Raw genomic sequence first — 24,773 nt, 5'->3', positions numbered from 1 at the left:
TCTCCTCCTAACCTAATCGAATTTCAGTTGTTTTATTAGACTCTAAATCTGTTAAATGCACTGCACAAGCAAGACAAGGATCAAAGGAATGAATAATCCTTAAAATTTCTAATGGCTGTTCCTTATTCAGCATCGGTGTTCCTTTCAATGCCGCTTCATAAGCTCCGAGATTATTGTTATGATCACGAGGCGATGCATTCCAAGTAGATGGAACAACAGCTTGATAATTTTTCGTTTTTCCATTTTCAATATCAATCCAGTGCCCTAGTGCTCCGCGCGGCGCCTCAACCCAGCCAACTCCTTTTGTTTTCTTCGGCCAAGTACTTGGCTCCCATTTTGTACGGTCAAATGTGACTTGGTTTCCATTCTTCACATTATGAAGTAATTCATCCATATCATGTCGAATCCAATTCGATAGAAGAATCGTTTCGAGCGCGCGTGCCACTGTACGACCAAGTGCTGATTTCATTGCAGTAATTGGAAGACCTAGCTTTTTCAGCGTATCGTCCATCAAGCTTATAATCTCTTTATCTCCTGCTGCATAACCAACCATCATCCGAGCAAGCGGACCTGTTTCCATCGGCTGATTCTTCCAGCGCGGTGTTTTCAGCCAACTATATTGCTTATTCGTATCCAGATTCTTATACGGTGCTTTCGGTCCTGTATAATGAAGAGACGTTTCTCCTTCAAACGGATGCTTTCCAATCCCACCGCCTTCCTTGCCATCATATGTATACCAAGAATGATCAATAAACTCTTTCACCTGTTCAGGATCTTTGAGATCTATATCATGTACTTCATTCATGTTTCCATTTAAAATAATTCCTCTTGGGAATCGATATGATTTCGTATCATATATGCTGCGCGTAGAGAAATCACCATAGCATAAATAGTTATCTAACCCGCCGCCATATGTCCAATCTTTATAGTAAGAACCGATAGCAATTACGTCAGGCACATATACTTGACTTATGAATTCACGAGCTTGGTCAATGATTTGAGATACATGCATTAATCGCTCTGCATGAATACCATTGTCACTATTAATATCAAGTGGAGTTGCCATACCGCCTACTACATAGTGAGGATGCGGATTTTTGCCTCCAAAAATAGTTTGTACTTTTACAACTTCTTTTTGCCAGTCCAATGCTTCTAGATAGTGAGCAACTGCTAATAAGTTCACTTCTGGCGGAAGTTTATATGCATTATGTCCCCAATATCCATTCGCAAATATGCCAAGCTGTCCGCTATCTACAAGTTTCTTTACTTTGTTTTGCACATCTGCAAAATAGCCGGGGGAAGATTTTGGCCAACTTGAAATCGATTGTGCAATTCGTGATGTTTCAGAAGGATTTGCATGTAACGCACTTACTACATCGACCCAGTCTAACGCATGCAAATGATAGAAGTGAACGACATGGTCATGAAAGAAGATTACCATATTCATAATGTCCCGTATCAAATGAGCATTTCTCGGAATTTTAATTTCTAATGCATCCTCAACAGCCCGAAGTGACGCAAGAGCATGAGTCGATGTACAAACACCGCAAATACGTTGAATGTACGCCCATACGTCACGAGGATCACGGTCTCGAACGATTAACTCCAGTCCTCGAACCGCTGTCCCTGAACTAAATGCATCCTTAATCATTCCCCTATCATCGATATCTACCTCAACGCGAAGATGACCTTCAATTCTCGTAACTGGATCTACTACTATACGCTCGCTCATTCGTCTTCCCCTCGTTTATCATCGATTTTTTTCTTAATTACAGTTCCTGCTGCATGAACAGCAATACCTGCTGTCGTAACACCAACGGCCGCTAATCCAATCGTATCCGGATTAATCGTTGTTTGTGAGCCAGGAATTTTCGCTCTTCTTGTGTAGAAAGGACCATTATCCCAGAATCCCTTTTCCGAACAGCCAATACACGGATTTCCCGATTGAATCGGATAGCTAACCCCGCCATTCCAGCGCATTTCAGCACAGGAATTATAAGTTGTTGGCCCTTTGCAACCAACCTTATATAAGCAATACCCTTGCTTTGCTCCTTCATCATCGAAGGACTCTACAAACAAGCCTGCATCAAAATAGGCACGGCGATTACATTTATCATGGATACGATGGCGATAAAATGCCTTTGGACGTCCGAGATGATCTAATTCCGGCAATTTTCCGAATGTTATAATGTGAGCTATCACACCAGTCATTACTTCTGCAATCGGCGGGCAACCAGGAACGAGAATAGTAGGTGTGCTCGTTTGAAAGCTCGTAATTGGTTTTGCACCAGTTGGATTCGGATAAGCAGCAGGAATGCCACCCCATGCAGAGCAAGATCCATAGGCAATGACTGCTTGTGCGTTCGTAGCCATTTCAATAAAAGTATCTTTCCCTGATTTTCCCCCTATGTTTAAAAAGCCCTCTTGGGGAATGCTTCCTTCAACAGCAAGAACATACTTTCCTTTATATTTTTTCAGCACCTGTTCCATCGCTGCTTCAATTTGAAATCCAGATGCTGCCGAAAGAACTTCTGTGTATTCGAGTGAAATCATATCAAATAAAACGCTTTCAACCTTAGGTTGAGAAGAACGGATAAACGACTCTGAACAGCCTGTACAATCTTGGAATTGCAGCCATACTACAGGAACTCTTGTACTCGTCTCCATCGCCTTTACAACTTTATCAGTTTTTGAGAAATCGAGACCAATCGCCGCAGCCAGTGCGGTGCACATTTTTAAAAAATCTCTTCGGGTAACCCCATTATTCATCGCAGTTTCATAGATTGTTTTCTGCTTTTCCATTTACTAACCCCCTCCATTTTCCACGGAACAAGTAGATAATACTTTGAAATTCAAGATAAATGTAATATATGAACTACATTTTCATCCTGATATGGAAGAGTTGTTTACCAAAAACTCTTTCATCACTTTTCATAACTATTTGATAGCGTCCCCTTGCTCATAAACAGTCCATTCTTTCTCTTCTTCCTGTCTGCGTTTCAATTGCTTTCGAAAAACAAACTTAGAAAGAGAAATACTGATTTCATACAACACGAATAACGGGATTGTTACGATAAAATCTGACACGAAATCTGGCGGCGTAATGAAAACAGCAATTACAGCCAGAACAAAATAGGCATACTTCCGAATGGTTGATAATACATAAGGGTTTAAAATACCGAGCGAAGTTAAAAACATAACTACGACTGGAAGCTCGAATAAAACCCCAAACGGCAACGTCACATTCATCAGAAATTGAAAATATTTCTCCGCTGTAAATTGAGCCACAAACATATCCTGACCCAGATGAAGCAAAAACGAAAGAATCATAGGAAATATAACAAAATAACCAAACCCAAGTCCGATGATAAATAAGAAAAAGAGTGCTGGTACATACGTAAGCGTAGCCTTTCTCTCCTTCAGCCGCAGCGCAGGACGTACAAACAACCATATCTGCATTGCAATGACAGGGATTGTTCCTGCAATTGCAACCACCGTCGCAAGCATAAAATACACCCATAATATATCACTTGGTCCGAGTACCGATAGTTTCATATCTATCCCCTTTGCAAACCATTTATAAATATCAGTGGCAAACATAAACCCAACAATAAAAAAAACGACAAATGCAACAGCTGATATAATAATCCGTTTGCGCAATTCCTCTAAATGGTCCACAATCTGCAATTCTTTATCTATCATCCTCTTCCCCTACCCATTCACAATGGTTACAGCTACCGCTTCACAAAAACGAAAACGCTTTCACAAAAAGTAAAACCGCAGACATTCCAAATTCTTTCTACTACACCTTACTTTGTTTCAACTTTTTGCTCTTCCTTCTTCTCGATCTTTACTTCACTTACTACATCATCCCTGAATTCGGCTGTAGATTTCTTAAATTCTTTCAACGTTTGACCAAGCGCACGACCAATTTCAGGGAGCTTCTTAGGGCCAAATAAAATAAGTGCAAGAATTAAAATTAAAATTAAACCAGGAACACCCATATTAGAAAACATGCATATTCATCCTTTCACTTCTGATGTTTATTTCCAAATTAATTATAGTATTATTTTGGTAAATAACATCCTAAATAGTGGAAAGTTCACAAGAAGTTCGAATATGAACGAAATGTGTCTGTTTTGTCGTTCGTGTAAAAAGGTGCTCTCACCTTCCTAAAAAGAAAGAGGGTTTTATATTGATTTTTCAATTTATATTTATATAATTTAAGAAGAATTTTTGAATTTATTCACTTTTATAATAGTAATCTATTTCCATCTGTTATAATTTACCTTTGAAATGACATTCCTGCATTGTATTTGGTTGAATGTTGCTTCCTATTTACTAACATTTATAACGTGCTTTGAAACTTTTAATCCCACAATTAATATTATTAAAGGAGGTATATGAATGGAGATGAGTTTTCTATCCATTTTGGCTTTAGGATTTGTACTTGGAATCAAGCATGCAATTGAGCCGGATCATGTAATCGCTGTTTCTACTATTGCTAGTCAAAGCAAAAAATTATTTCGCTCCACTTTAGCGGGAGTATTCTGGGGAATAGGTCATACTGCTACATTATTTATCGTTGGAATTATTCTTATTTTTATGAAAGGTGAAATACCAGAAAAGTGGGCTATGTCATTAGAATTTTTAGTAGGTATAATGCTCGTTTATCTTGGTGTGACCACCGTCTTCTCTTTAAAAAATCTTCATGTTCATCAGCACGAACATGACGGAGAAGAACATAAGCATATCCACTCTCATATACATAGCGGTAAACATGAGCATAAGCACCAACATAAAAATGTTTCATATTTAAAATCCATGTTCATCGGCTTAGTGCACGGACTCGCTGGAAGCGGAGCAATGGTTATATTAACTATGAGTACGGTAAAGAGTGTTTGGGAAGCCGCTATTTATATTCTTATATTTGGTGTGGGAACGGTTATCGGGATGCTTTTCTTTACAACAATTATTGGTATTCCATTTGTTTTTAGTTCTCAAAAAATAAGCCTGAATAAAACACTCACCCAAATAACTGGGAGCATTAGCATATTATTTGGAGTATATTACATGTACAACCTTGGGGTAACAGAAGGGTTGTTTAAACTTTGGATCCAATAGCAATTCTTTAAAAATATAAAAAGAGATGGGTTTCCCATCTCTTTTTATACTTTTCATTCGTTAGCTGTTTCATTGCCTGTTTTATTGTGAGGAACATTGATATAAAAGCGACGATATCACAAAATAACATACCAAAACACCAATTATTTTGTGTAATTGCTATACTTGCTCCTGATATAGCGAAGAGAAATCCAAAATAAAACCAGTCTATATCATTTCTTTTTCGAATCGCTATCACAGCACTTATGATAGTTATTATGTATGTTCCATATTTTAAAACCTCTATCCATACATTCATCATTCATTTACACCCTTTTTAATAGTGAAAGTTAAAAATTAAAATTCTGAATAAGGAATTGAAGTTCTTGTTTTAAATCACTCTTTTCACAATCCTTACCCTGTCCCTTATCTTTCTCTTTAGTCTGTAAGGAGATTTTGTCTGCCTCCATTAAGAAATATTTCAATTGCAAGTAACTGCTTAATGGAAATTCGTGTTCGGCCCATAAATTTTGATAACCCACAATTCCATATCTAAGTAATATTTGATCCGCTTCTTTTATAATCATTTTAACAAAGTCAAGAAAATTACAAGTGGTGTCTACAATGGTTACGCCTTCCTTCCCCTTAATATAGTCTAGTGTGTTATTATATTCTGTTATAGTTAAGAATAGTTTCTTGTTGTCTTGAAGCTCGAGTCTCCAACCTAATCCATGGGGCTCTTCCTCCCATAAAAAAGTTACAACACGTTCTTCACCATTTGACAAGTCAGTTAAACCACCCAACAAATTTCCAAATGCATCAGTTATATAACTGGGGCTAAATGAAATTTTTTGGGAATTTAGTTCAATAAATCCGTTTGCCCAACCGGTACCAATTAACTCATATTTAAATTGCATATATACCTCCGACATTATTAATCTTAAAATATGGCTCTCGTTCTTCACATAAGTATGATTATTAATCATTAATATTTCTTAATTTATATAAATATATATTCCTCTTGAAAATTAGAAGCAAAGCCTCCTACTTGAACATCTGTAATATTACCAAGGTTAGTAGATACATTTACAGCAATTTCTGAAGGTTTATCCATTACATAGCCTTGTTCAAAGGTGAAGGTATTATATTTTTTATTATGTTTTATTAAATAACATGCTAGTGCTGCATTTGATGTACCTGTAGCACTTTCTTCTGGGATATCAAACAAAGGTGCAAAGTTTCTACAATGGGCTGTGGAATTATGCAGTGTTTCTAATGTAAATACATGATAACCCGTCACATTATATGTTTTACTTATTTCAGCAATCCTTTTCAGATTAGGGGTAATCTTTAACAGGACTGACAGCCTTTTTACCGGTATAATGATGTCACGTAAACCTGTGGAAACAATTTGAATAGGCATATCAGGTATTAGGTTTTCTTTATCTAAATTTAAAGATTTTATAATTTCTTCACAGGGAAGTGTTTGAAGAAATTCCGGAAGATTTTGCTGTAAAGAGATCATTTTATTGCTATTCATCTGTACACTTAGTGTCCCTGCTTTCGTTTTTATGGTGTATATCTTTGAGTTTACTCCTCTAATCTGGGCTAATAAGGAGAAAGTAGCAATTGTGGCATGTCCGCATATAGCAACTTCTTCATTTGGTGTAAAATATTTAATTTCATAGTCTGCGTCTACAGAAGGAAGTACAAAGACAGTTTCGGAAAAATTTAATTTATTTGCAATAGCTTGCATAGCTTTTGTTATTAAACCTTTTGTGTCTAAAACAACCCCAGCTGGATTCCCACCTTTTCCGCCTTTAGTAAAGGCATTTAACATATATGTTTGAATCTGCAATCCGTTATCTCCTTTTCTACTAGATTAGGCTAATCTCCCTATGGTTAGAAGTCTTATGGCTTCATTTTTAAGATTTTGTCCCGGTTAAAATTCAGAAAATAAATTATAATATATATATTCTATACAACAGAGGTGGTTATATGCAATTGTACTTTGAAAAATACGGAAACGGAGACCCTATCATTTTTTTGCATCCAGGTCTAGAAACTGGACAGACAAGCTTTCAAAATCAAATTGAATATTTCAGTAGACATTTTCGGGTTATTGTTCCTGATTTACGAGGTCAAGGGAATTCATATACTGAAGACTTTACTGATTATTTAAATGTCGCTGCACTAGATGTACTAGAATTAGCTGAACATCTCCACTTACCAACATTCAATATTGTCGGTGTCTCCTCAGGTGCTCTAATTGCTGTTCAAATGTTACAACTTAACCAACAAAACATTTCTTCCTGTACTCTTGCAGGTATTATGTTAGAAAAACCAGCAGAATGGGAGAAATTAAACGAAGAGAACGCACAACGGTTACAATCATTAATAAAGGAACCAGATACGATACATTATTTTAATGAACTTCATATAAAAAATGATTGGAGAACACTCCTTGAAATTTCTTTTCATAGTGACTGGTATCCTTTTGAGCAAATTCAACAATTAAAAAAGATAGAAATACCCACTCTATTAATCGCAGGAGCAAACGCTGAGTTTGATACAAAAAATTTATTTTCACATTTTAACAATTCTCCTTTTATTGAAAAAGCTGTCGTTCCTAAAGCTGGCCATCACGTTCACCAGGATGCTCCTAATCTCTTTAATATTATCGTCGAAGATTTTATACATAGGAGTGTTCACAAATAATAGAAAAAGCATGGTTATAAATACCATGCTTTTTCTATTATTTATCTATTTCCCATTTAAATTAAGAGCACAATGGAATATTTCTTCATATAACGCATTCCATTTCGAATAATAATGGTTCACTTTGCTTGGCTCTATAAATATTCTATTCATTGATTCATATTTCCCTGCAAAATCATGTACTGTTGTAATATCCATACAATAGAATGGTTGATAGCCAATCTTAGGATATGGACTTTTCTCATTCCAAGACATATTCTCACTATGATCTACAATAATATAACCTAGGAAAGTACATATACCTTCCACATATCCTTCTTCCATAACCTCACGTTGAAAACAAGATTCTGGTGTTTCATCAAGTTCGATATGCCCACCCGGGAAGTCCCAACCTCGTTCATTTAAATTGACCAACAAAACTTCATTATTATAAAAACAAAATCCGTGAACGCTTGTAATGAGTTCACGGGGCGGAAGTTCGTTCACTTCCTTCCATGTTAACTTTACCGTTTCTAGGCCATAATTCGCATAAATCGTTGTCATGAATTTATCACCCTTTATCTATTCCATGTGCTCCTCATACAATCGAACAACCTCAAGCGAGTTATCACACTCCTGCAATCTTTTCACTAAACTTTCCACCCCAAATATTTCGGTAAATGTATGACTACCTACGATAAGATTAATCTTCTTAAACTGTGCATATTGAACTGTATATAACGTCTTCTCTCCCGTAATGTATGTATCACAGCCACTATCTAGCGCCGCTTGAATATGATCAGTTGAATGGCCTGCGCCTGTTATAATCCCAACTCGTTTTACATCTTTATCATTATTTTTCCATGCCTTCACTTTTTCACCGAGTTTACTCTCTACTCTTTCTACAAGCTTTGAAAATGGCAATGGATTTTTATATTCACCAACGCCCGGTAATTCTTCTTCATCATAAGAAGAATACGTTATCATTTCATCAATTTCGATTGTATGGAATAACGAAGTACACGTTCCGAATTCAACAAAGTCTAACGGTAAATGTACCCAAAAGTGATTGATGTTATATTCTTTCAGTTTAGTTTGACAAGCTTCTTCCATTCCGTATAAAAACTCCCATGCATCATGATGCGTAATCATCATATCTACATTTTCTTTCTTTGCTTCTTCAATCGTTTCAAGTGTTAAATTAGTAGCATAACCTATCTTATGAAAATGCTCATTGCTTGCGTTTGTTATCCCAAACTGATCGTCGTATTTACATAAATGTTCTCCGAATAGTTCTTCAATGTGTTGCTTAAATTGTTGTATATGCATATTTTCCTCTCCCCTTAATAATCTCATTTCCGCAAAATTATAATTCTATGACTCTATCGCATACTTGTGCTACATATGGATCATGCGTGACAATAACAATTGTTTTCCCCTCTTTGTTTAGATTTTTTAAAATTTGTATAATTTCATTTCTATTGTTATCATCTAAAGAGCCTGTTGGTTCATCGGCCAATATTAACTCGCAAGGTTTTAGAAGTATCCTTGCTATCGCGACCCTTTGTTGTTCCCCTCCTGAAAGCTCGTGTATTTTTTGTTGTAGTGATACATTCAGTCCAACTTTTTCTAAGGCGGCTGTTTTCAGTTCTTTCTTTTCCTTCTTTGTTTTTTTCGCATAAATCAAGGGAATTTCTAAATTTTTATTTACAGTATCATTGTCGATAAGTGCGTAATTTTGAAAGAGATATGACATTCTTGTTCTCAAAAGTTTATTCGCTTTGCTAGAACCCATACTTGGACTTTCTTCACCAAATAATTTAACGACTCCACTATCAGAATATTCGATCATCCCCATAATATTAAGAATCGTCGTTTTACCAGATCCGCTCTTTCCAGTAATCGCAATCATTTCCCCTTCACAAATTTTCAAATTAAACTTATCTAATATCGCACGATCTCCATAACTTTTACTAACATCTATCAGTTCACACATATATTGCATTCGTTTCTATTACCCTCCCTTTATCACCGTTTTTTTATTTCTTCGTTCCATAGTGATTAATGCGATAATTGAGGCAGTAAATTCAATTAAAACAAGCATTTCCACTACCATCAGTAATTTCATATCAAACTCTTTTTTTACGATGAAGCAAATTGATAGTTGTACAATCCAGGTTAATACAAATAACAATATGTACCATCTATACGTTCTAAAAAAACCTATACCAAATAAGCGATATACCACTATTTTCTGTTGATTTTTATTGAAATATATAATCGTATTTTGTGTGACCAAAAATAATATGCCAACAATTAGTCCACTAGTAACCGTCAATAGTATTTTCATTGTTTTTTGCAGATCGTATATATCTTTTAAAATATCTTGGTCAACTGTTACAAGATATTTTAAATTATCATCTAGCCCTAACCTTTTAAGCTCTGGTGCCAATGTCTTATATGTTAATCCTGCATCTCTGTCAATTAACTTAATCTTTAAAGGATCTTTCGCCCCTCCGCCTAATATAAGCTCTCTTTCTCCAACAAAACTATTCTTCTCTGTCATTACCTCAATAATTTCATCTCTAATTTTGTTATTGTCAGATTTATATACATCTGGATTGAAACTAAAGATTTCCTGATTATTTTTTATCCAAATCATTTCTATTTTTCGATTGCGTAAATGATTTGGGACCTCTCTATGCATTCTTTTTTCTTCATATTCTATTGCTGGTTTTATTCGCTCTTCAAAAAAGCGAAGAACTTCTTTTTCCCTGTTTCGGTATTTTTCAGGTACTAATAAAATCCAGTTTTCTGCATCTTCAGAAACTTGCACTTGCTTATCATTCATGTCATATAGGGGAAATTCACGAAGATAATTAGTATTCACTGTAACTGACCGTATTCCTTTATAATCTTTATTTCTGGTCAATTCTATTTCTTCATAATCCTTGGAATCAATTAATACCGCTCCCATTTTATTTAAAATAGGATACAGATCACCATTTATACTTGACTCCATTTTATGCATCCCTTGTTGATCTTCATCATTCCCTACAGAAAGCGGATAAAAGACACCATAATCTTTGTTTTTCTCCCAGTTTTTTAAATTCTTTTCTTTTTCTTTCACCGTAATATACTGTTCTAAAATAGGTGCTCCTAATAAAATAAATATGATAGAGCAAGTTACTTTCAACAGCGTATTTAATACAAATATACCTTTTGTATCTTTTCTATTTTTAATAATTTGATTGACTTTAATTTTGGAAATATAAAAATATGAAACGAGAGATAATGTTGTAATGATGAGATACGTTTTACATTGATCGAACACAATGGTGTATATAAACCCTGAGGTTACATTTTTTACGAAAGCAGCTGCAAGTATGGAAATACATAACGATAAAACAAACATACTAGCAATGGTTCTACCTATAACGATAAACCATAAACGTACATTCGATATGCCGTGCATTTTTATAATACCAATTCTTTTTGATTCATTAAAAACATAATAAATCAGAAAAAGTAAAAGAACGATAAACACGATATATTGAATATAGGATAAATAGCTCATGGGTGAACCGATAGCATCTTCGTTATTACTAAGATTACGTTTAAAATCATCAGCAATAATATACTGTTTCGGCTTAAAATGCTGATTTAGCTTTTTGGAAAAAAGCTTCAAAAAGGCATTGTATGATTCATCATCTACTACTTCTACGAAATATCTCCCTGCCATTGGAAATTGTTCATAAGACGCTTGAAGTGGTCTCATTGTAATCTTATGATTATCCCCAAAATCTTTTATAACCCCTTTTTGGCTTGTATCCTTCGTATGTACTGTCGATAAAAAAGCATTACTTTCGAACGTGTCTTTTGGCGTTAACACATTCCCTCCACTTAACTGAAACTGCTTGAAATATGCCGTTTCAGTTGTTAGTAACACATACTTCAAAATTTCTGCTTGTTCATCTTTATGATACGTAACATTTGTACGAAAAATATTTGTATGTGACTCCTTTGCGGCATCAAGCAATATGGGATAAATTTCACTAGGGTTTGCAAAATCTAACACATCTGGGATAACGAACTCTTTACCTATCTTCTGTTCTACCTTTTCCATTTTTTCAAATTCTTTATGATCAGTTTGTTGAAATGCAATAAACCCTGACAATATAGAAGCTACAATAAGAAAAAACACAACTACTTTTTTCATAATATCCCCCTCTGTCATATTTTAGTATATTTTCAGAAAAATAGAAACGTTAGGGCGGATATTGTCTAAATGTAAATTGATATTCAACATATAAGTCGTTGTTATGCAGAGTACAACATGATCGCTACTTGCATGCTCTGTTTGTTTTAATCTTGCATGTGATAGGCCCAAATGCTCTCGCTCACCTAAAAAGAAAGAAGATTTTTATATCGGAGTTTTAGTTTTAATTTGTATTTATATAGCTTTATTTTCAACCATTAAATTTCACTTCAAAATGAAGTCTATTAATAGCTAGCAAATAAAAAATGTTTACTAAACTTGCACATAATTATTCGAAAATTATTGAAAATAAAATTCAAAAAATATAGAATAAAATAAAAAAGGAGGATGAGCAATGAAAGTAATGAACTTAAATGCAACAAGAGAAACTTACTCTGTTCAAATTAAACATTCGATTTTATTCGAAATGGGATTAGGGATTGCGGCTTTTACGTATTACGATTTTCATCATACCTTCGAAAAGCCGATCGAGTATTGGAAGGACATCGATAAAAAATTACCTGCGGCCGTTCGCAAAGAGCTACAGTATACACACAAACACAACACATGGTTTGCTTTGCTGCAATTACTTCACTCCCGTATTTTTGATTCTCTTGAAAGTTTCTTTTATTTTCTTGATGAACGAACTGAAGAGGAATTACGCTGGCACTCCCTACCTTATATCGGTTTGCAGCATGAAGATAATCGGCGAAAAGCATCCCAGCAAGACGATGCAGCTATTACTTCCCTTATAAAAGCTTGCCAACATCATAAGTTCTTTCCAGCATACATGAAACATATTTCATCCATAGATACTTCCTTACTAAAACAACATTTAAAAATCATCTCTGAAGGCTGGTATGAAACAGTAATACAACCTAATTACGCTGAGTTTACTAGCATGCTTGAGCGGGATGCCCAGCAAAAACGCGCGCTTCAATCAACGTATCATCCAGAAGAACTTGTTAAATTTATAACCGGTAGTCCATATCAACCTGAGCCTTCTATTCACCAAGTGATACTTATCCCGCAATATGTGTACCGGCCTTGGAATGTAGAAACGACTTTACCGGGGATAAAAGTGTTTTATTATCCGATTTCAGACGAAAATGTAAGTTTAATAGAAGATCCGTATTCCCCGCCTTCTACATTAGTTCATAGTTATAAAGCTCTTGGAGATGAAACGCGATTAAAAATTATCAAGTTGCTAACAGAAAGAGATCGCTCACTTCAAGAGCTAACCGAGCAACTCAAAATCCCTAAATCAACGCTTCATCATCATTTGTCATTACTTCGAGCAGCACGCATCATTAGTGGAAAAGGTTCTCGGTATTATATACAGCTTGATTACTTAACTGCTCTCCAAGAAAAATTACAGCGTTTTCTAGAAAAGAGGTGATGAAATGAACGAGAATCAACATGTATTTAAGAACCGCTCTTTTTTATGTTTATGGCTCGGAGAAACCATTTCTGAATTTGGAGGAGCGATAGGCGCTCTATGTAATTCATTATTATTGTACGAGCTGACCGGATCAAAATCGGCTATGGGAACTCTATGGTTAACGTATTTTATCCCGTCTTTAATTTTCCAACTGTTTATCGGGCCTTTCATTGACCGGATAAGTCGTAAATACATTATGCTGTGGTCTCAAATTTTAAGAGGAATGGTGTTTTTTATACCCGTTCTTCTTATGGTGTCGGGTCACATTGAGATATGGAGTTTGTTCGTTATTCAAATCGTACTCGGCATTTTGCAGCCTCTGTATGTTCCAGCTGCATCGGCTCTGCTTCCTACAATTGTCGAACATAATAAACTAACACAAGCAAATGCTTGGCTTGACGGTACAGTCCGAACAATGAGCTTCTTAGCTCCTACATTGGGAGGACTCATCATTGCTTACATAGGCACTTCATCTACTTACATATTGGTCGGAGTTTTATTTCTTATAAGTGCGAGTAGCCTTGCTTATCTTCATGAGCCTTCCGTTACACATAATAATAAAAAAACTACTTGGTTAAAACAAATCGTTTCAGGGTATCAATATTTTTTCAAACACCGTCCACTTATATGGCTTGGATTCTTTACTTCTTTAGTTCAATTTAGCGTTGGGGTCACAATGGTAATCAATGTACCTTATATAATAGAAGAATTAAACGGAACATCATTTTCGTATGGTATTTTCATGGGGAGTTTTCCTTTCGGATATGTAATTGGTTCTTTCCTAGTCGGTAAATGGAGAAATACATGGCCGCAAAGATATATTATGCTTTCCGGTCTATTTATGGGCGGGGTATCTTTCTTCTTACTTGGTTTCGTAACATCCTTCCCTCTTGCTGTGTTATGCGAAATTCTTGGAGGTATTTGTTTTCCCTTTTTCAATATTCACCAAACGAGTCTTCTTCAAAAAATCGTTCCTTCTCATCTGATGGGACAAATATTTTCTGTGCGGCTCTTCTTGATCCGTGCTACTATGCCTTTAGGTATTTTATTTGCAGGGCAAATTGTAGAAATATCAGGGATCCGTTTTTTGTATATCGCAATTGGTAGCCTTATTATTATTCCTGCTTTATTTGGGATGTTACTTCCCTTCTTTTCCTTTTTAAATGAGGAGAAAGATAGCGTTACAAACACTTAGTTTTCTTTTTATTACAAAAGTTAGTATAGTTTTATTAGGAGATAACTTTAAACACTGGGGGATTCTTGCCCCTGAATAATTTAAGAATGAGTTTGCAAGAACAAGGAGTTCCATTTAAATTATTCATCATGAAAAACAAATACGTACCGCCCAAGAAGGTTCAGTTTATTTCGGAATTGAGATGCAACATTAGTGATCAAGTCAGAAAAAGATTTTTTTGCGGTGATTGTTTCTGTAGGTCGCGGACGTGTTAATTTAGAAGAATTATCGGGAGTTTTAGAATGCAATCACTTAAAAATGGCGACTCCACAAGAAGTTAAGTAGTAATCGCTAATTGTCTTTCGTAATCATAAAAAGGCAATTGTTCACCAATGGACTCTGGTGTAATCCATTGTGCGTGACAACCAAGGAAGACGTTACCTTTGTGCCATGTTTGAACATCATCAGCAGGATATTGTTACAAATCCTTTATTAATCTTGTACCATGCTCGATCGATATAGGCTCATAATTAAAATATACAATCCCTGTTATAGCACTCATTGTTCCCTCCCGTTTTGCAACAAGTAAGCAAAAGCCTATTATATGGTTAAATTCCTGCATTGTGTTTCGTTATCCGCATTCTCTTTAAAGAACGAAAGTTTATTCTTTAGTAAATTACCAATTAAATGTTATAAATTAATATTACTATCCATTTTTTATTATATAGCTATTTTTTGTTCTATAAAAGGAACTCCAACAAAATAAAATTTTCATTTCACCTTTACTATGTCAATATAGGGACAAAGTTTTTAAATATTTTTTCTCAAGTAGTAAGTCTATTATAGTGAACTTACTACTTGCTTCATTTTCGTAATCTTGTCCGCAAATCAAGATATTTTTTACACCCCCTTGGCAAACTAGGGAAGGTTAAAACAATACCTCCCCATAATCGAGCTATGAAATCTTTAGAATTCAATTGAAATTTCTCTTTTTTAATATAAGCTAATTTCCCTATTAATTGAGATTTTTTCACTGGAGAATCAACAGAAAAGTTCGTATCTCCCTTACATACATAGTAAAGCACACCATTTTCAACAAAGTTATCAAAATATCTGTGCCCTATTAACTGTCCTTGATTCGATACAAATAGTACAACTTCACCTTTTCTTACTTCCTCACTCCCTAAAGGGATGAATCTACAAATATCTCCTTCCTGAATCAAAGGATACATACTGACTCCAACAGAAGGAAGATCAACCCATCCTTGTTTTTGAAGCAAATATTTTATCCCTGAAACTGGAAGGCTACGCTCTTCCATTTTTGATTAAACCTATCCCTTTTAATTCTTCTAGAAAAATCAAAACATCTGATCTTGCTGTATTTAAATCAACATCGTAGTTATCTGCAATATTACAAATGATGTCTTCAAGCTCTCTTTGCCCTCTTACTTCCTCTAAAATATAAGCGCCAATAGCGTTTACTTTTGTTACCGTAAAATTTTCTGTATCCATAATAATCCACTCATTATCAATTTCTACAATATTTATGTTTTTTGCACATTCACATTTTAGACTCATGATATCAACTCCCAAAAGCTATCATTTTTTTGAAAATACATATTGTAAACCGGAACTTTTTCTACTAATTGTTTACACATATCCAATAGTTTAGTAGTTTCTAAGGAATCGTGGTGCCAATAAAAAATTTTATCCATTATCCCTAACATAGCATCTGATTTTTTCACTGGTAAAGCCTTCACATCCAACGATTGAATCAAAAAGTAAATTGACGAAAGATGGCAAGATTGGTTGCCATAAGATGTCGTTAGTTCACTTCGAAATGGAGAATCAAACACTTTAATTTCATTCTCATCTATTTTCACAATAGTGGCTTCATCAGATAAAAGTGGTCTAGGGGCTGATAACTTAGCAACTGTCGATTTACCTGCACCCGATTGACCACTAAATAGATAAGCTTCTCCGTGATGATCCACACAAGAAGAATGAATTAGCAGTCCCCAACGATTATGGATGATAAAAGCGCTATATAGATTATGTAAAGCATGTTTTAAAGCTAGCTCATCATAAACCGAAACCGTTGCTTCATTATATGTACTGTTAACATCTATAAGATAATCAGCACGTCGGTATGTAATCTTATCTGAATCGGAACAGATTTCTACATTATAATCTACAAAAGGAACTCCATAATTATCTTTAATATGAATGGATAAATTTAGTGAGTTAATCTTTGCAACATGATTTCTTTCAACAATTTGAAAATGTATTTTTATCCAATTCATTAATTTTTTAGATGTAGAAGAGATTGAAACAGTATGTTCGCCTATTTGAACGAATATATTTTCCATAGCATGAACTCCTATATTTCAGATTGGTTTATACGTGTGACAAAATTCTAGTTCCTTTAATAAAACCTCACGTACAATTCGTTAATATAAACAATTTTCTCTATTATGTTCTATATAAAGAATTTATTTTTATTTTAAACACCGATATTCTGTTTGTAAATATATTTTTATAGGATTCAAAATTCCGTTTTAAGTCTAACACCAAAAATAAATTCTCTATTTTGTAGTAATGAAATACAAGTATAAAGGGAAATTTCCATCAGTAGTCGGTTATTCATCCTGTTGATAGTAAGTATGCCAAATTAGGACATGCAAGTAGCAGCTATCCCCACATATTTTCTTTGATTCCTTACAATCTTAAGGTGAGAGATAACTACTTATTAATTTGAGACAAACTAGGAAAATATTATTTTATGTATCTTTACTTTAAAGTGTCCGTTCTTTATAATGAACGACGAGCACTACACTTTATATTAGGAGGTAAAACGATGAATACAGAGAACCGAAATGAACAAAAAGCCTATACCCGTCCTATGGTATTAAGCAGTCAGCCTATTCGCTTTGAAACTGCCCAAAGTTGGAACAAAGGGCATGGTAACTTGGATCACCCAGGACATGGAAATGGCGGAATACATTATCCAAACCCTCCATACACAGGTCCACATAAAGGGAATGGCGGCGGCCATGGTGGTGGAAAACGCAAGTAAATAATAAGTACATGTCTGCCAGAGTGTTCATTGTTATCTTTACAATTGAATTTCTCTGGCACAATCACTATCAGCTTTCATATATATGCTAGAAAATACATTATTATAAAAAATATAGAATTAGGGGTTCATATGATTGGACGAAAAAATCAGGCAATACTAGATACAATGAAACAGTACTTTACAATGGGAGACATGAAAAAAACCTTTTCCTTATTAAGACCTTATATTATGAAGCATCGCACGGCGTATATGGCTCTCCTTTTCTTACTTTTTATTGATATCTTCCTTACTTTAGCGTTCGCTTGGCTCTTTGGAAACATTTTGGACGCAGCAATAAAAAGCGACTTTCAGCGTATTAAGTGGCTAGTTCCGCTAGCGTGTATCCTAACATTCATAAGTATTACATCAGGGTTTTTTGATACTTACTTCGAATCTGTTGCAACAAACGGTGTGAAAAGAGATTTAAAAAAACAGTTATTTAAACATGTATTACTTCTCCCTTCCAAAGATATTTCTAACCTCCGTTCAGGAGAATTATTATCTCACTTTACCAATGATATTCATAATATTAATGGAGTAATAGGAAGAAGTCTTATTGACCTGATTAGACTTCCCCTTATCTATGTTACTGTTTTCATTTATTTAATTTACCTTAACTGGAAATTATCTTTACTCAGTGTATTAGTCGCACCTATTGCTGCAATATCAGGACTTGTTTTCGGTCTATTACTTCGGCGAAACAGCCGATTGATACATAGTCTATTAGGTAATATAAATAACCTGCTTAACGAAACTTTTCTTGGTTTCTCTGTGATTCGTTCATTTACAATGGAAACATTTCTATATAAAAAATTCACCAAGAAAAATCAACAGCTATATTCTCTAGAATTAGAAAACACAAAACTAGGTGGATGGTTTAATGCAGGTGGCCAAGCTGTTAGCTCCTTCACATTTCTAATTAGTCTCTGTTTAGGGGCATATTTTGTTTCAGATGGGGTCATGTCAGTAGGTTCCTTATTGACCTTCATCAATCTAGTAGATCATTTAGTATATCCGTTAACAGGACTAGCAAGTCAATGGGCAGGGTTTCAAAGATCGATTACAGCTGTAGAAAGACTCCTAAAGATTTTGGAATTACCAACTGAATCTACAACTGTAGCAACCTATTCCCCAGCTAAACCGGTGGTAAAATCAATCAAGTTCCAAAACATCACGTTTAGCTACAATGAAAAACAAAAAGTATTGAATCATTTTAATTTACAAATTCACGCAGGAAAAGTAACTGCAATTGTTGGTTTAAGCGGTGCAGGGAAAACAACTTTATTTAATTTACTGCAAGGTTTTTATAAACCGCAATCTGGCTGCATTTTGATTGATGATATGGCAATTGAAAGCCTCTCCCCTTCTGAACTAAGAAGTTCGATTGCTCATGTTCCTCAGGAAACCTTCCTTTTCGGAGGAACAATAAGGGAAAACCTTCTATTAGCACGCCCAGGTACTTCTATTACTGAGGAGGAAATGATTGATGCTGCAAAGGCTGCTAATATCAATGAGTTTATTCTATCTTTGCCGAATGGATATGACACAGAAATTGGTGAAAGAGGTATAAAACTGTCTGGGGGACAAAAACAGCGAATTGCCATAGCAAGAGCCCTATTAAAAGATGTACCTATTCTCTTGTTAGATGAGGCGACATCAGCACTAGACAGCCAAACTGAACAACAAGTACAAACTGCTTTAGATCGATTAATGATGAATCGAACAACGCTTGTCATCGCACACCGATTATCAACGATTCAAAATGCAGATTGCATTATCGTGATGGATGAGGGAAAAATTGTACAAACAGGATGCCATGAGGAGCTCTTAGAAAAAGACGGATTGTATCGTAACTTATATTACATGCAAGTTTCTCAACAATCAAAAGAAAACAATACGATAACTATAAATGCTTAAATTGATATTGATTTAATGCAGAAAGGTGCTGAAACCCTTGATTGTTCATTTGATACAAACATTATATGATCCACAAATTCCTGTACCAACTGACAACGAATTTTATAAACAAGCGATGGAGGATATTGAATTTTTTGAAATTCACTCCCAAATTTATTATTTATTAAAACAAAAAGGGATGCTTGATCAAACACCCCTTTTTTTTCAAGAACAGTTGACCCAAAAATACAACGAAACATTATACCTAAATTTATTTATTAAAAACCAAACTGAACAAGTTCTAAACAAATTTGAGGAAATTGAAATTGATGTTATCCCACTTAAAGGTGTAGTCTTTGCTGAAAAATATTTTGGTCACATAGGCGCTAGATCTACATCAGATATTGATTTGTTAATCAAAGCACCCGATCTAAACAAAGCGATGGATTGTATAAAATCACTAGGATTTACAGTTGAAGAAGAATATATCCCTTCTCATTTCCATTGTAGCTTTAGTAAGGCATTACCTGGATCTTCAATTCCGCTAACGGTTGAGATTCATTGGGATTTATTAAAAGAAAACACATCTAATCTTCAAATAGAAGAATTTTGGAATCAAGCAACATCTCTAAAACCTTATAATCATATAAAAGAACTATCTGATTATCATACCTTTTACATGATTTGCCTTCATGGTTGGAAGCATAATTTGAATTCTTTAAAGTATTTTATAGATATAATTCAAATGATATACATGTTGCATGACAAACTTGATTATGCTGTTTTATTTAAAGAAGCAGCTTCTCACAAAACTTTAAAAAGACTCATTAGAACTTTAGCGATTGTCTATACTTTGTTTCCACAATTAGAAAATATAAAACAGCTCCCACTCAAAAGAAAAGGAAATCTATGGTGGGAATACAACACAATCAGAGACAGAGAATTTCAATCATTTAAGCAATACATAAATTTTGCTTACTTTAACTTTTTAGATTTTGATACAATTAAACATCTTCTAATAGCAATATACAATTGGATTCTGCCTTCCAAAATAGAACTCTCTTTCGAATTGGGATCAAATAGTACGGAGAGGCACCTTTTCTTTGAATATGTAAGGTTATATAAAAAGAGGGGGAATAACTTTTTACAAAATATACTACACCGTTAGGGATACCGTCTCATGCTCATTAAAGTATATTTCTACAAAAACGTTATTCTTTTTGTAGAAATATACACTTTTATTTAGTGATTAAGATTTGAACTTTCTTTAAAATAATTGGTTTTTGAAGGTATTAAGATTGTTACAAAAAGAATTGCAGCAAATAAAGTACCAACAATAGAAAAGATAAGACAAATTAGCTGTAACGAGAACCACTTTGCCAAAAAACCTAGAAGAAGAGTAAAAGTTATTTGGATTATACCTTCGACCATACTAGCTAGACTGCCGAATCTACCCATGATTTTTACTGGAACATTATTTTGAAAAAAAGTTGTATACCCTGTATTTGCAAATGCCATAAAGAAACCCAAGAAAGCAAATGAGAAAGTTGCAGTGATAAAATTAATTGATGAATAAAAGAAGATATACCCTATAGATGTTAGGAACATTCCACCACCGATATATAACTTTAGGTTAGTTTTTTTAGAACAAACTGCTGCAACAAACGCTCCTACTAATGCACCTATTCCCGTTATACTTACTATTAGTCCATAATCTCTATCAGTTAGTTTTAAAATTTGTTTAATATATGTGACTTCCTGTGTATCTAATGCAAATCCAATTAATACAACAATTTTGCGTTTTCTAAAAATTCAATCTCTTGTTTATGAAAACAAAAAAAGAAAAATAATCATGCCATTGATTAATTAAATGTAGTCTTTTTATTTTCTCCCCTCTTACTCTTAATAGACTACAGAAACTAACGCATGCGTTAGTTCTATAAGTTACCGTTTAATCGCATCAACAATTAGCGATGGAAAACCAAGTTTATCTCCTTGATTTCTAGAATCATACCTTTTTGAACGGAAAATAACACCATCGTTCGCATCCCATTCGTTGTAATAAAATTGCCCATTTTCATCACAATATTCAAGTAAAACTACTTCAAATCCAGCAGTTTCAAACATTTTCGTTAATGTTTTATAATTATGAACTATTTTATGGCTTGCAGCTGGATGGTCTTTAGGCCCTGGTCCGCCTACTTTAACTATATTTTGGTAGGTTTCATCTGGGAAAAATGCATCAGGGACGCCACAACGAATATGACCTGATGGTTTTAAAAATTCATAGCAAATTTTAGCTGCTTTTACACCTTCTTCAAAAGTAAGATGTTCCCATACATGCTCAGCTAAAATAGCCGAAATGGAATTATATTCAAATCTTTCTTCCCATGTAGTTTCAACTAATAAGTTAAGTTCATCTTCTTGAGTTTGAATCCAACCTGGATTATTGTTAAATGCTCCAGCTCCAACTACTACTTTAATTTCGTTTTGTTTTATTACCATCACTTTCACCTCGTAAGAACTTTAATTCATTAGCAACTTTAAATGATGAGTTTGCCATCATTTTAATGACTGAAGAACTGATTAAAAAGTTCAGGTTATTTGAAACTATACAGTCGAAAGGTCCTTGTTTTAGATCTACACTTATGAACAACACCATATCGCTCTATCAAAGGCATCCTCTGGAATATACACTTTATTATCTTTAATTTCATATGGAATGTGATTTGTTTCAAGAATATCTGTATTTACAGAATGTACATTATCGCCCCCCCATTGTACAAATTTACCACTGTAGCCTTTTGGATACAAAAACACTACTAAAAGAACAGAAAAACATAAACCTAAAAATATTATTCGTTTCTTCCCCAAAAATTCCCTCTCCCTATTCATATACCATAACCAATATCTTTCGCCAGGTTCTCTTTCTTCAATAACTTTCTTCCAACCCTTATTTTCATGGAATTTCATTGCTTTTTTATTTTCAGATACGCACTTCAGTCTTAATAGTTTATTCATTTTTTCGATGGAAGCACTAAGCAACTTTCTACCAACACCCTTACCTGAAAAATCAGGGTAAACAAATAAATTATGTATAAAGTTTTCTAGTAAATATAAAGAAGCAAATCCAAGAATATGATTATTTGCTACTAATGCTTTATTTCCAGTTTCTATTGCTTCTTGTACCACTTGTTGTTTAAATTCTATAGAATGTTTTCTTCTTTGCATAATAAATGCCCCCTTATTTGGCTACTTCAAGTATAAAACCACTCTTAGTAGATGTCCAAGTTCATTAGGGGGCTAAAGAGATACAATAGCCCACTGATAAAAGTATGATCTTATTTACTTCGCGGTTTGCAGCAAGAACCCTGTCACTAGGTCCATTCGTTAATTAAACATCAGAATAATTATTTCTATTCTCGATTGTATAGCTTTTAGGGTTAACCTTAAAATCAATTATAATAGAAGAAACTAGGGTAAGAGTACATATACCTAACAAAACCATTAAACTTCTATATCCTATTTGATCTAGTAAAAATCCAATTAACACCAAGCATAGTTGCATAATGGTCCGATCTAACATTGTTTTAAATGAAAAAAATCTTCCATGAATACTTGAAGGAACTTTTTGTTGTGCATATGTGTATAAAAGAGGATTAAACATGCCATATGCCAAACCAAATATACTAAAAGAAAAAATGGTTAGATAAAAGTTTGTCAATGATAATAAAATTTGAGCTATACCCATCAAACAGCAAGCAAATAAAAGGATACGCACTTGTTTTTGATATCGTTTTATTACTTTTTTGATAAATAATCCTGCAATTAATATACTTGCTCCTTCCATAAAATAGAGTATACCCATGATTGAACCCGGTTGTCCCTTTCCAATCTCAATAACAAATAAATTAAAGCCTGAAATAAAGATTAGAGGGATAATGGATAACGTAAGAACTACTTTAATAGAATGATTCTTTATAATAACAGGGAAAATATCCTTAAAATTAGTCTTAAGTTTTTTAGGATTCACTCGTACATCGTTTGGAATAACTAATAAAAAATTGATAAAGTATAAGGTTACATAAGCAATAAGAGCAATAATAAATAATGTATATAGAGGAGCGACTGTTAATAAAAGACCAGCTAATACAGCTCCAAAAATTCTTGATAAAGTAATAATATTTATATTGATAGCATTAACCGTAATTAAGTCATCTTCTTTAACTAAAGTTGGCAATATTGTTTGTATAGTGGGATTAAAAAAAGAAGCCGAGCAGCCAATTCCTATACTATAAATAACCATCCAATAAATTGATCCCGTATATATGGCAACTAACATTGATAAAACAGATGCAATTCTCATCAATCCGACTAATTGTAATACTTTTAATTTAGAAGTAGAATCTATATAACGTCCTGCATAAGGGCCTATTATAACCCCAAGGACACCACCAATAACAAGAAAAAAAGCCTGAAGAACATGAGATTTTATATGTATTTGTAAAAATTGCAAATTACCAATTGTACCGAACCATATCCCTAATTGAAAGACTAGTTGACTTCCTAATACAATACATAAATTTTTATTATGTATGATGCCTTTAAAGGATTTCATCTCAAATCCTCTCCTCTAAATCTAAAATCTCTCCCATGTTTTTTAGCTTCATCACTAATATGTCCTATTCCAGAAAGCCCACAAACAATTTCTTTTTCTTTATCTATACATAACCGTTCTTCTACAGTGAATAACCCCTCCTTATCCACCTTACGGACTGATTGAAGAAGGGGCTTCCTGTTTCATAGACCGTTGCGTAGTGGGGTGTCCCACTACGTCTTACACAGTCTCCACAGGCGTAGATTATACTGTTCGGACATAACCTTGCCCTACAGTTTATAGGTTTTAATTTGTAGCAAGCAATTCTTCTAATCCTTTTTGTAAGATGTTCCGGCTCGCGTTATAGTCTCTATCCAATACCGTTCCACATTTTGTACAAATGTGAGTACGAATAGAGAGAGACTTCTTCACACGATTCCCACAAACAGAACAGTCTTGTGAAGTATACTTTGGTTCTACCTTAATGAG

At 34.3% G+C, this 24,773-nt stretch carries 28 protein-coding genes and 2 pseudogenes; 8 read left to right on the top strand and 22 right to left on the bottom strand.

What is annotated here, in order from left to right:
- Positions 1 to 7: 7 nt before the first annotated feature.
- From BM211_RS10900 to tatA, 4 genes are all read right to left on the bottom strand, one after another.
- A complete protein-coding gene (locus BM211_RS10900) occupies positions 8 to 1,732 on the bottom strand; it encodes a nickel-dependent hydrogenase large subunit (RefSeq protein WP_090997077.1) in 1,725 nt (574 codons plus the stop codon).
- Positions 1,729 to 2,802, bottom strand: a complete 1,074-nt coding sequence (locus tag BM211_RS10895) for a hydrogenase small subunit (RefSeq protein ID WP_035436575.1) — start codon at positions 2,800 to 2,802, stop codon at positions 1,729 to 1,731. Before BM211_RS10895 ends, BM211_RS10900 begins: the two co-directional genes overlap by 4 nt.
- A 135-nt stretch (positions 2,803 to 2,937) precedes the next feature.
- A complete protein-coding gene (tatC, locus tag BM211_RS10890; protein WP_090997074.1) occupies positions 2,938 to 3,702 on the bottom strand; it encodes a twin-arginine translocase subunit TatC in 765 nt (254 codons plus the stop codon).
- A gap of 107 nt (positions 3,703 to 3,809) precedes the next feature.
- A complete protein-coding gene (tatA, locus tag BM211_RS10885) occupies positions 3,810 to 4,016 on the bottom strand; it encodes a twin-arginine translocase TatA/TatE family subunit (RefSeq protein ID WP_035436588.1) in 207 nt (68 codons plus the stop codon).
- Between the two features lie 391 nt (positions 4,017 to 4,407).
- Between tatA and BM211_RS10880 the strand changes: the two genes are divergently transcribed.
- Positions 4,408 to 5,124, top strand: a complete 717-nt coding sequence (locus BM211_RS10880) for a HoxN/HupN/NixA family nickel/cobalt transporter (protein ID WP_090997071.1) — start codon at positions 4,408 to 4,410, stop codon at positions 5,122 to 5,124.
- A 7-nt stretch (positions 5,125 to 5,131) separates the two neighbouring features.
- On the opposite strand, the gene BM211_RS10875 is transcribed toward BM211_RS10880, so the two are convergent.
- The 3 genes from BM211_RS10875 to BM211_RS10865 all read right to left on the bottom strand — a co-directional run bounded on the left by BM211_RS10875 (position 5,132) and on the right by BM211_RS10865 (position 6,961).
- Positions 5,132 to 5,425 carry a hypothetical protein gene (locus BM211_RS10875; protein WP_090997068.1) on the bottom strand — a complete coding sequence of 98 codons (294 nt, stop codon included), beginning with the start codon at positions 5,423 to 5,425 and terminating at the stop codon, positions 5,132 to 5,134.
- A gap of 28 nt (positions 5,426 to 5,453) precedes the next feature.
- Complete coding sequence (locus BM211_RS10870) at positions 5,454 to 6,020, bottom strand: hypothetical protein (RefSeq protein WP_090997065.1); 567 nt, start codon at positions 6,018 to 6,020, stop codon at positions 5,454 to 5,456.
- 83 nt (positions 6,021 to 6,103) lie between these two features.
- Complete coding sequence (locus BM211_RS10865; protein ID WP_090997062.1) at positions 6,104 to 6,961, bottom strand: PhzF family phenazine biosynthesis protein; 858 nt, start codon at positions 6,959 to 6,961, stop codon at positions 6,104 to 6,106.
- Positions 6,962 to 7,101: 140 nt separating this feature from the next.
- Here BM211_RS10865 and BM211_RS10860 point away from each other — a divergent pair, with 140 nt between their 5' ends.
- Positions 7,102 to 7,821: an alpha/beta fold hydrolase gene (locus tag BM211_RS10860; protein WP_090997058.1), complete on the top strand. Its 720-nt coding sequence runs from the start codon at positions 7,102 to 7,104 to the stop codon at positions 7,819 to 7,821.
- A gap of 45 nt (positions 7,822 to 7,866) precedes the next feature.
- Here the strand turns inward: BM211_RS10860 and BM211_RS10855 are convergent, their stop codons facing one another.
- The 4 genes from BM211_RS10855 to BM211_RS10840 are packed head-to-tail and all read right to left on the bottom strand — an operon-like array spanning position 7,867 to position 12,019.
- Positions 7,867 to 8,364, bottom strand: a complete 498-nt coding sequence (locus BM211_RS10855) for an NUDIX hydrolase (RefSeq protein WP_090997056.1) — start codon at positions 8,362 to 8,364, stop codon at positions 7,867 to 7,869.
- An 18-nt stretch (positions 8,365 to 8,382) separates the two neighbouring features.
- Entirely contained in the window at positions 8,383 to 9,129 is a 747-nt protein-coding gene (locus BM211_RS10850; RefSeq protein ID WP_090997053.1) for a Nif3-like dinuclear metal center hexameric protein, read from the bottom strand.
- A 37-nt stretch (positions 9,130 to 9,166) separates the two neighbouring features.
- Complete coding sequence (locus BM211_RS10845) at positions 9,167 to 9,805, bottom strand: ABC transporter ATP-binding protein (RefSeq protein WP_090997050.1); 639 nt, start codon at positions 9,803 to 9,805, stop codon at positions 9,167 to 9,169.
- A gap of 9 nt (positions 9,806 to 9,814) precedes the next feature.
- Positions 9,815 to 12,019 carry a bacteriocin-associated integral membrane family protein gene (locus tag BM211_RS10840; protein WP_090997048.1) on the bottom strand — a complete coding sequence of 735 codons (2,205 nt, stop codon included), beginning with the start codon at positions 12,017 to 12,019 and terminating at the stop codon, positions 9,815 to 9,817.
- A gap of 394 nt (positions 12,020 to 12,413) precedes the next feature.
- On the opposite strand from BM211_RS10840, the gene BM211_RS10835 reads away from it, so the two are divergent.
- From BM211_RS10835 to BM211_RS27080, 3 genes are all read left to right on the top strand, one after another.
- Positions 12,414 to 13,457, top strand: coding sequence for an ArsR/SmtB family transcription factor (locus BM211_RS10835; protein WP_090997045.1), 1,044 nt, complete (start codon positions 12,414 to 12,416; stop codon positions 13,455 to 13,457).
- Between the two features lie 4 nt (positions 13,458 to 13,461).
- Positions 13,462 to 14,694 (top strand): MFS transporter, encoded by a 1,233-nt coding sequence (locus tag BM211_RS10830; RefSeq protein ID WP_090997042.1) that lies wholly within the window; start codon positions 13,462 to 13,464, stop codon positions 14,692 to 14,694.
- Between the two features lie 192 nt (positions 14,695 to 14,886).
- A complete protein-coding gene (locus BM211_RS27080) occupies positions 14,887 to 15,018 on the top strand; it encodes a hypothetical protein (RefSeq protein ID WP_256217072.1) in 132 nt (43 codons plus the stop codon).
- Here BM211_RS27080 and BM211_RS10820 read toward each other — a convergent pair.
- The 4 genes and pseudogenes from BM211_RS10820 to BM211_RS10805 form a co-directional block, all read right to left on the bottom strand.
- Positions 15,017 to 15,235: pseudogene (locus BM211_RS10820) on the bottom strand (asparagine synthetase B); the annotation flags it as partial. The gene BM211_RS27080 and the pseudogene BM211_RS10820 overlap by 2 nt on opposite strands.
- A gap of 301 nt (positions 15,236 to 15,536) precedes the next feature.
- On the bottom strand, positions 15,537 to 15,953 hold the full coding sequence (locus tag BM211_RS10815) for a S24/S26 family peptidase (protein WP_141771625.1): 417 nt from the start codon (positions 15,951 to 15,953) through the stop codon (positions 15,537 to 15,539).
- Positions 15,954 to 15,978: 25 nt separating this feature from the next.
- Positions 15,979 to 16,251, bottom strand: coding sequence for a PqqD family protein (locus BM211_RS10810; RefSeq protein WP_035436627.1), 273 nt, complete (start codon positions 16,249 to 16,251; stop codon positions 15,979 to 15,981).
- On the bottom strand, positions 16,248 to 17,042 hold the full coding sequence (locus BM211_RS10805) for a hypothetical protein (RefSeq protein WP_090997039.1): 795 nt from the start codon (positions 17,040 to 17,042) through the stop codon (positions 16,248 to 16,250). Before BM211_RS10805 ends, BM211_RS10810 begins: the two co-directional genes overlap by 4 nt.
- A 488-nt stretch (positions 17,043 to 17,530) precedes the next feature.
- On the opposite strand from BM211_RS10805, the gene BM211_RS10800 reads away from it, so the two are divergent.
- From BM211_RS10800 to BM211_RS10790, 3 genes are all read left to right on the top strand, one after another.
- Positions 17,531 to 17,749: a hypothetical protein gene (locus BM211_RS10800; RefSeq protein WP_090997035.1), complete on the top strand. Its 219-nt coding sequence runs from the start codon at positions 17,531 to 17,533 to the stop codon at positions 17,747 to 17,749.
- Between the two features lie 132 nt (positions 17,750 to 17,881).
- Positions 17,882 to 19,708, top strand: a complete 1,827-nt coding sequence (locus BM211_RS10795; RefSeq protein ID WP_090997032.1) for an ABC transporter ATP-binding protein — start codon at positions 17,882 to 17,884, stop codon at positions 19,706 to 19,708.
- A 37-nt stretch (positions 19,709 to 19,745) separates the two neighbouring features.
- On the top strand, positions 19,746 to 20,855 hold the full coding sequence (locus tag BM211_RS10790; protein WP_090997029.1) for a nucleotidyltransferase domain-containing protein: 1,110 nt from the start codon (positions 19,746 to 19,748) through the stop codon (positions 20,853 to 20,855).
- 74 nt (positions 20,856 to 20,929) lie between these two features.
- Here the strand turns inward: BM211_RS10790 and BM211_RS10785 are convergent, their stop codons facing one another.
- The 7 genes and pseudogenes from BM211_RS10785 to BM211_RS10760 form a co-directional block, all read right to left on the bottom strand.
- Positions 20,930 to 21,424 carry an MFS transporter gene (locus BM211_RS10785; RefSeq protein WP_256217077.1) on the bottom strand — a complete coding sequence of 165 codons (495 nt, stop codon included), beginning with the start codon at positions 21,422 to 21,424 and terminating at the stop codon, positions 20,930 to 20,932.
- A gap of 207 nt (positions 21,425 to 21,631) precedes the next feature.
- The gene (locus BM211_RS10780) at positions 21,632 to 22,192 is read right to left on the bottom strand and encodes a class I SAM-dependent methyltransferase (protein ID WP_017151882.1); all 561 of its coding nucleotides are present in this window, start codon (positions 22,190 to 22,192) and stop codon (positions 21,632 to 21,634) included.
- A gap of 141 nt (positions 22,193 to 22,333) precedes the next feature.
- Positions 22,334 to 22,561 (bottom strand): hypothetical protein, encoded by a 228-nt coding sequence (locus tag BM211_RS27075; protein ID WP_371261871.1) that lies wholly within the window; start codon positions 22,559 to 22,561, stop codon positions 22,334 to 22,336.
- Between the two features lie 60 nt (positions 22,562 to 22,621).
- A pseudogene (locus tag BM211_RS27070) lies at positions 22,622 to 22,918 on the bottom strand (GNAT family N-acetyltransferase); the annotation flags it as partial.
- A 163-nt stretch (positions 22,919 to 23,081) separates the two neighbouring features.
- A complete protein-coding gene (locus BM211_RS10765; RefSeq protein WP_035436643.1) occupies positions 23,082 to 24,305 on the bottom strand; it encodes an MFS transporter in 1,224 nt (407 codons plus the stop codon).
- On the bottom strand, positions 24,302 to 24,454 hold the full coding sequence (locus BM211_RS26730) for a hypothetical protein (protein ID WP_256217071.1): 153 nt from the start codon (positions 24,452 to 24,454) through the stop codon (positions 24,302 to 24,304). Before BM211_RS26730 ends, BM211_RS10765 begins: the two co-directional genes overlap by 4 nt.
- A 136-nt stretch (positions 24,455 to 24,590) precedes the next feature.
- On the bottom strand, positions 24,591 to 24,773 hold a 183-nt coding region (locus tag BM211_RS10760), incomplete at its 5' end, for a zinc ribbon domain-containing protein (RefSeq protein WP_218160797.1).

The sequence above is a fragment of the Bacillus sp. 491mf genome (genome assembly GCF_900112415.1).
Taxonomy (GTDB): Bacteria; Bacillota; Bacilli; order Bacillales; family Bacillaceae_G; genus Bacillus_A.
The sequence above is the reverse complement of the archived record's forward strand: the minus strand, read 5'-3'. Positions and strand labels throughout refer to the sequence as shown.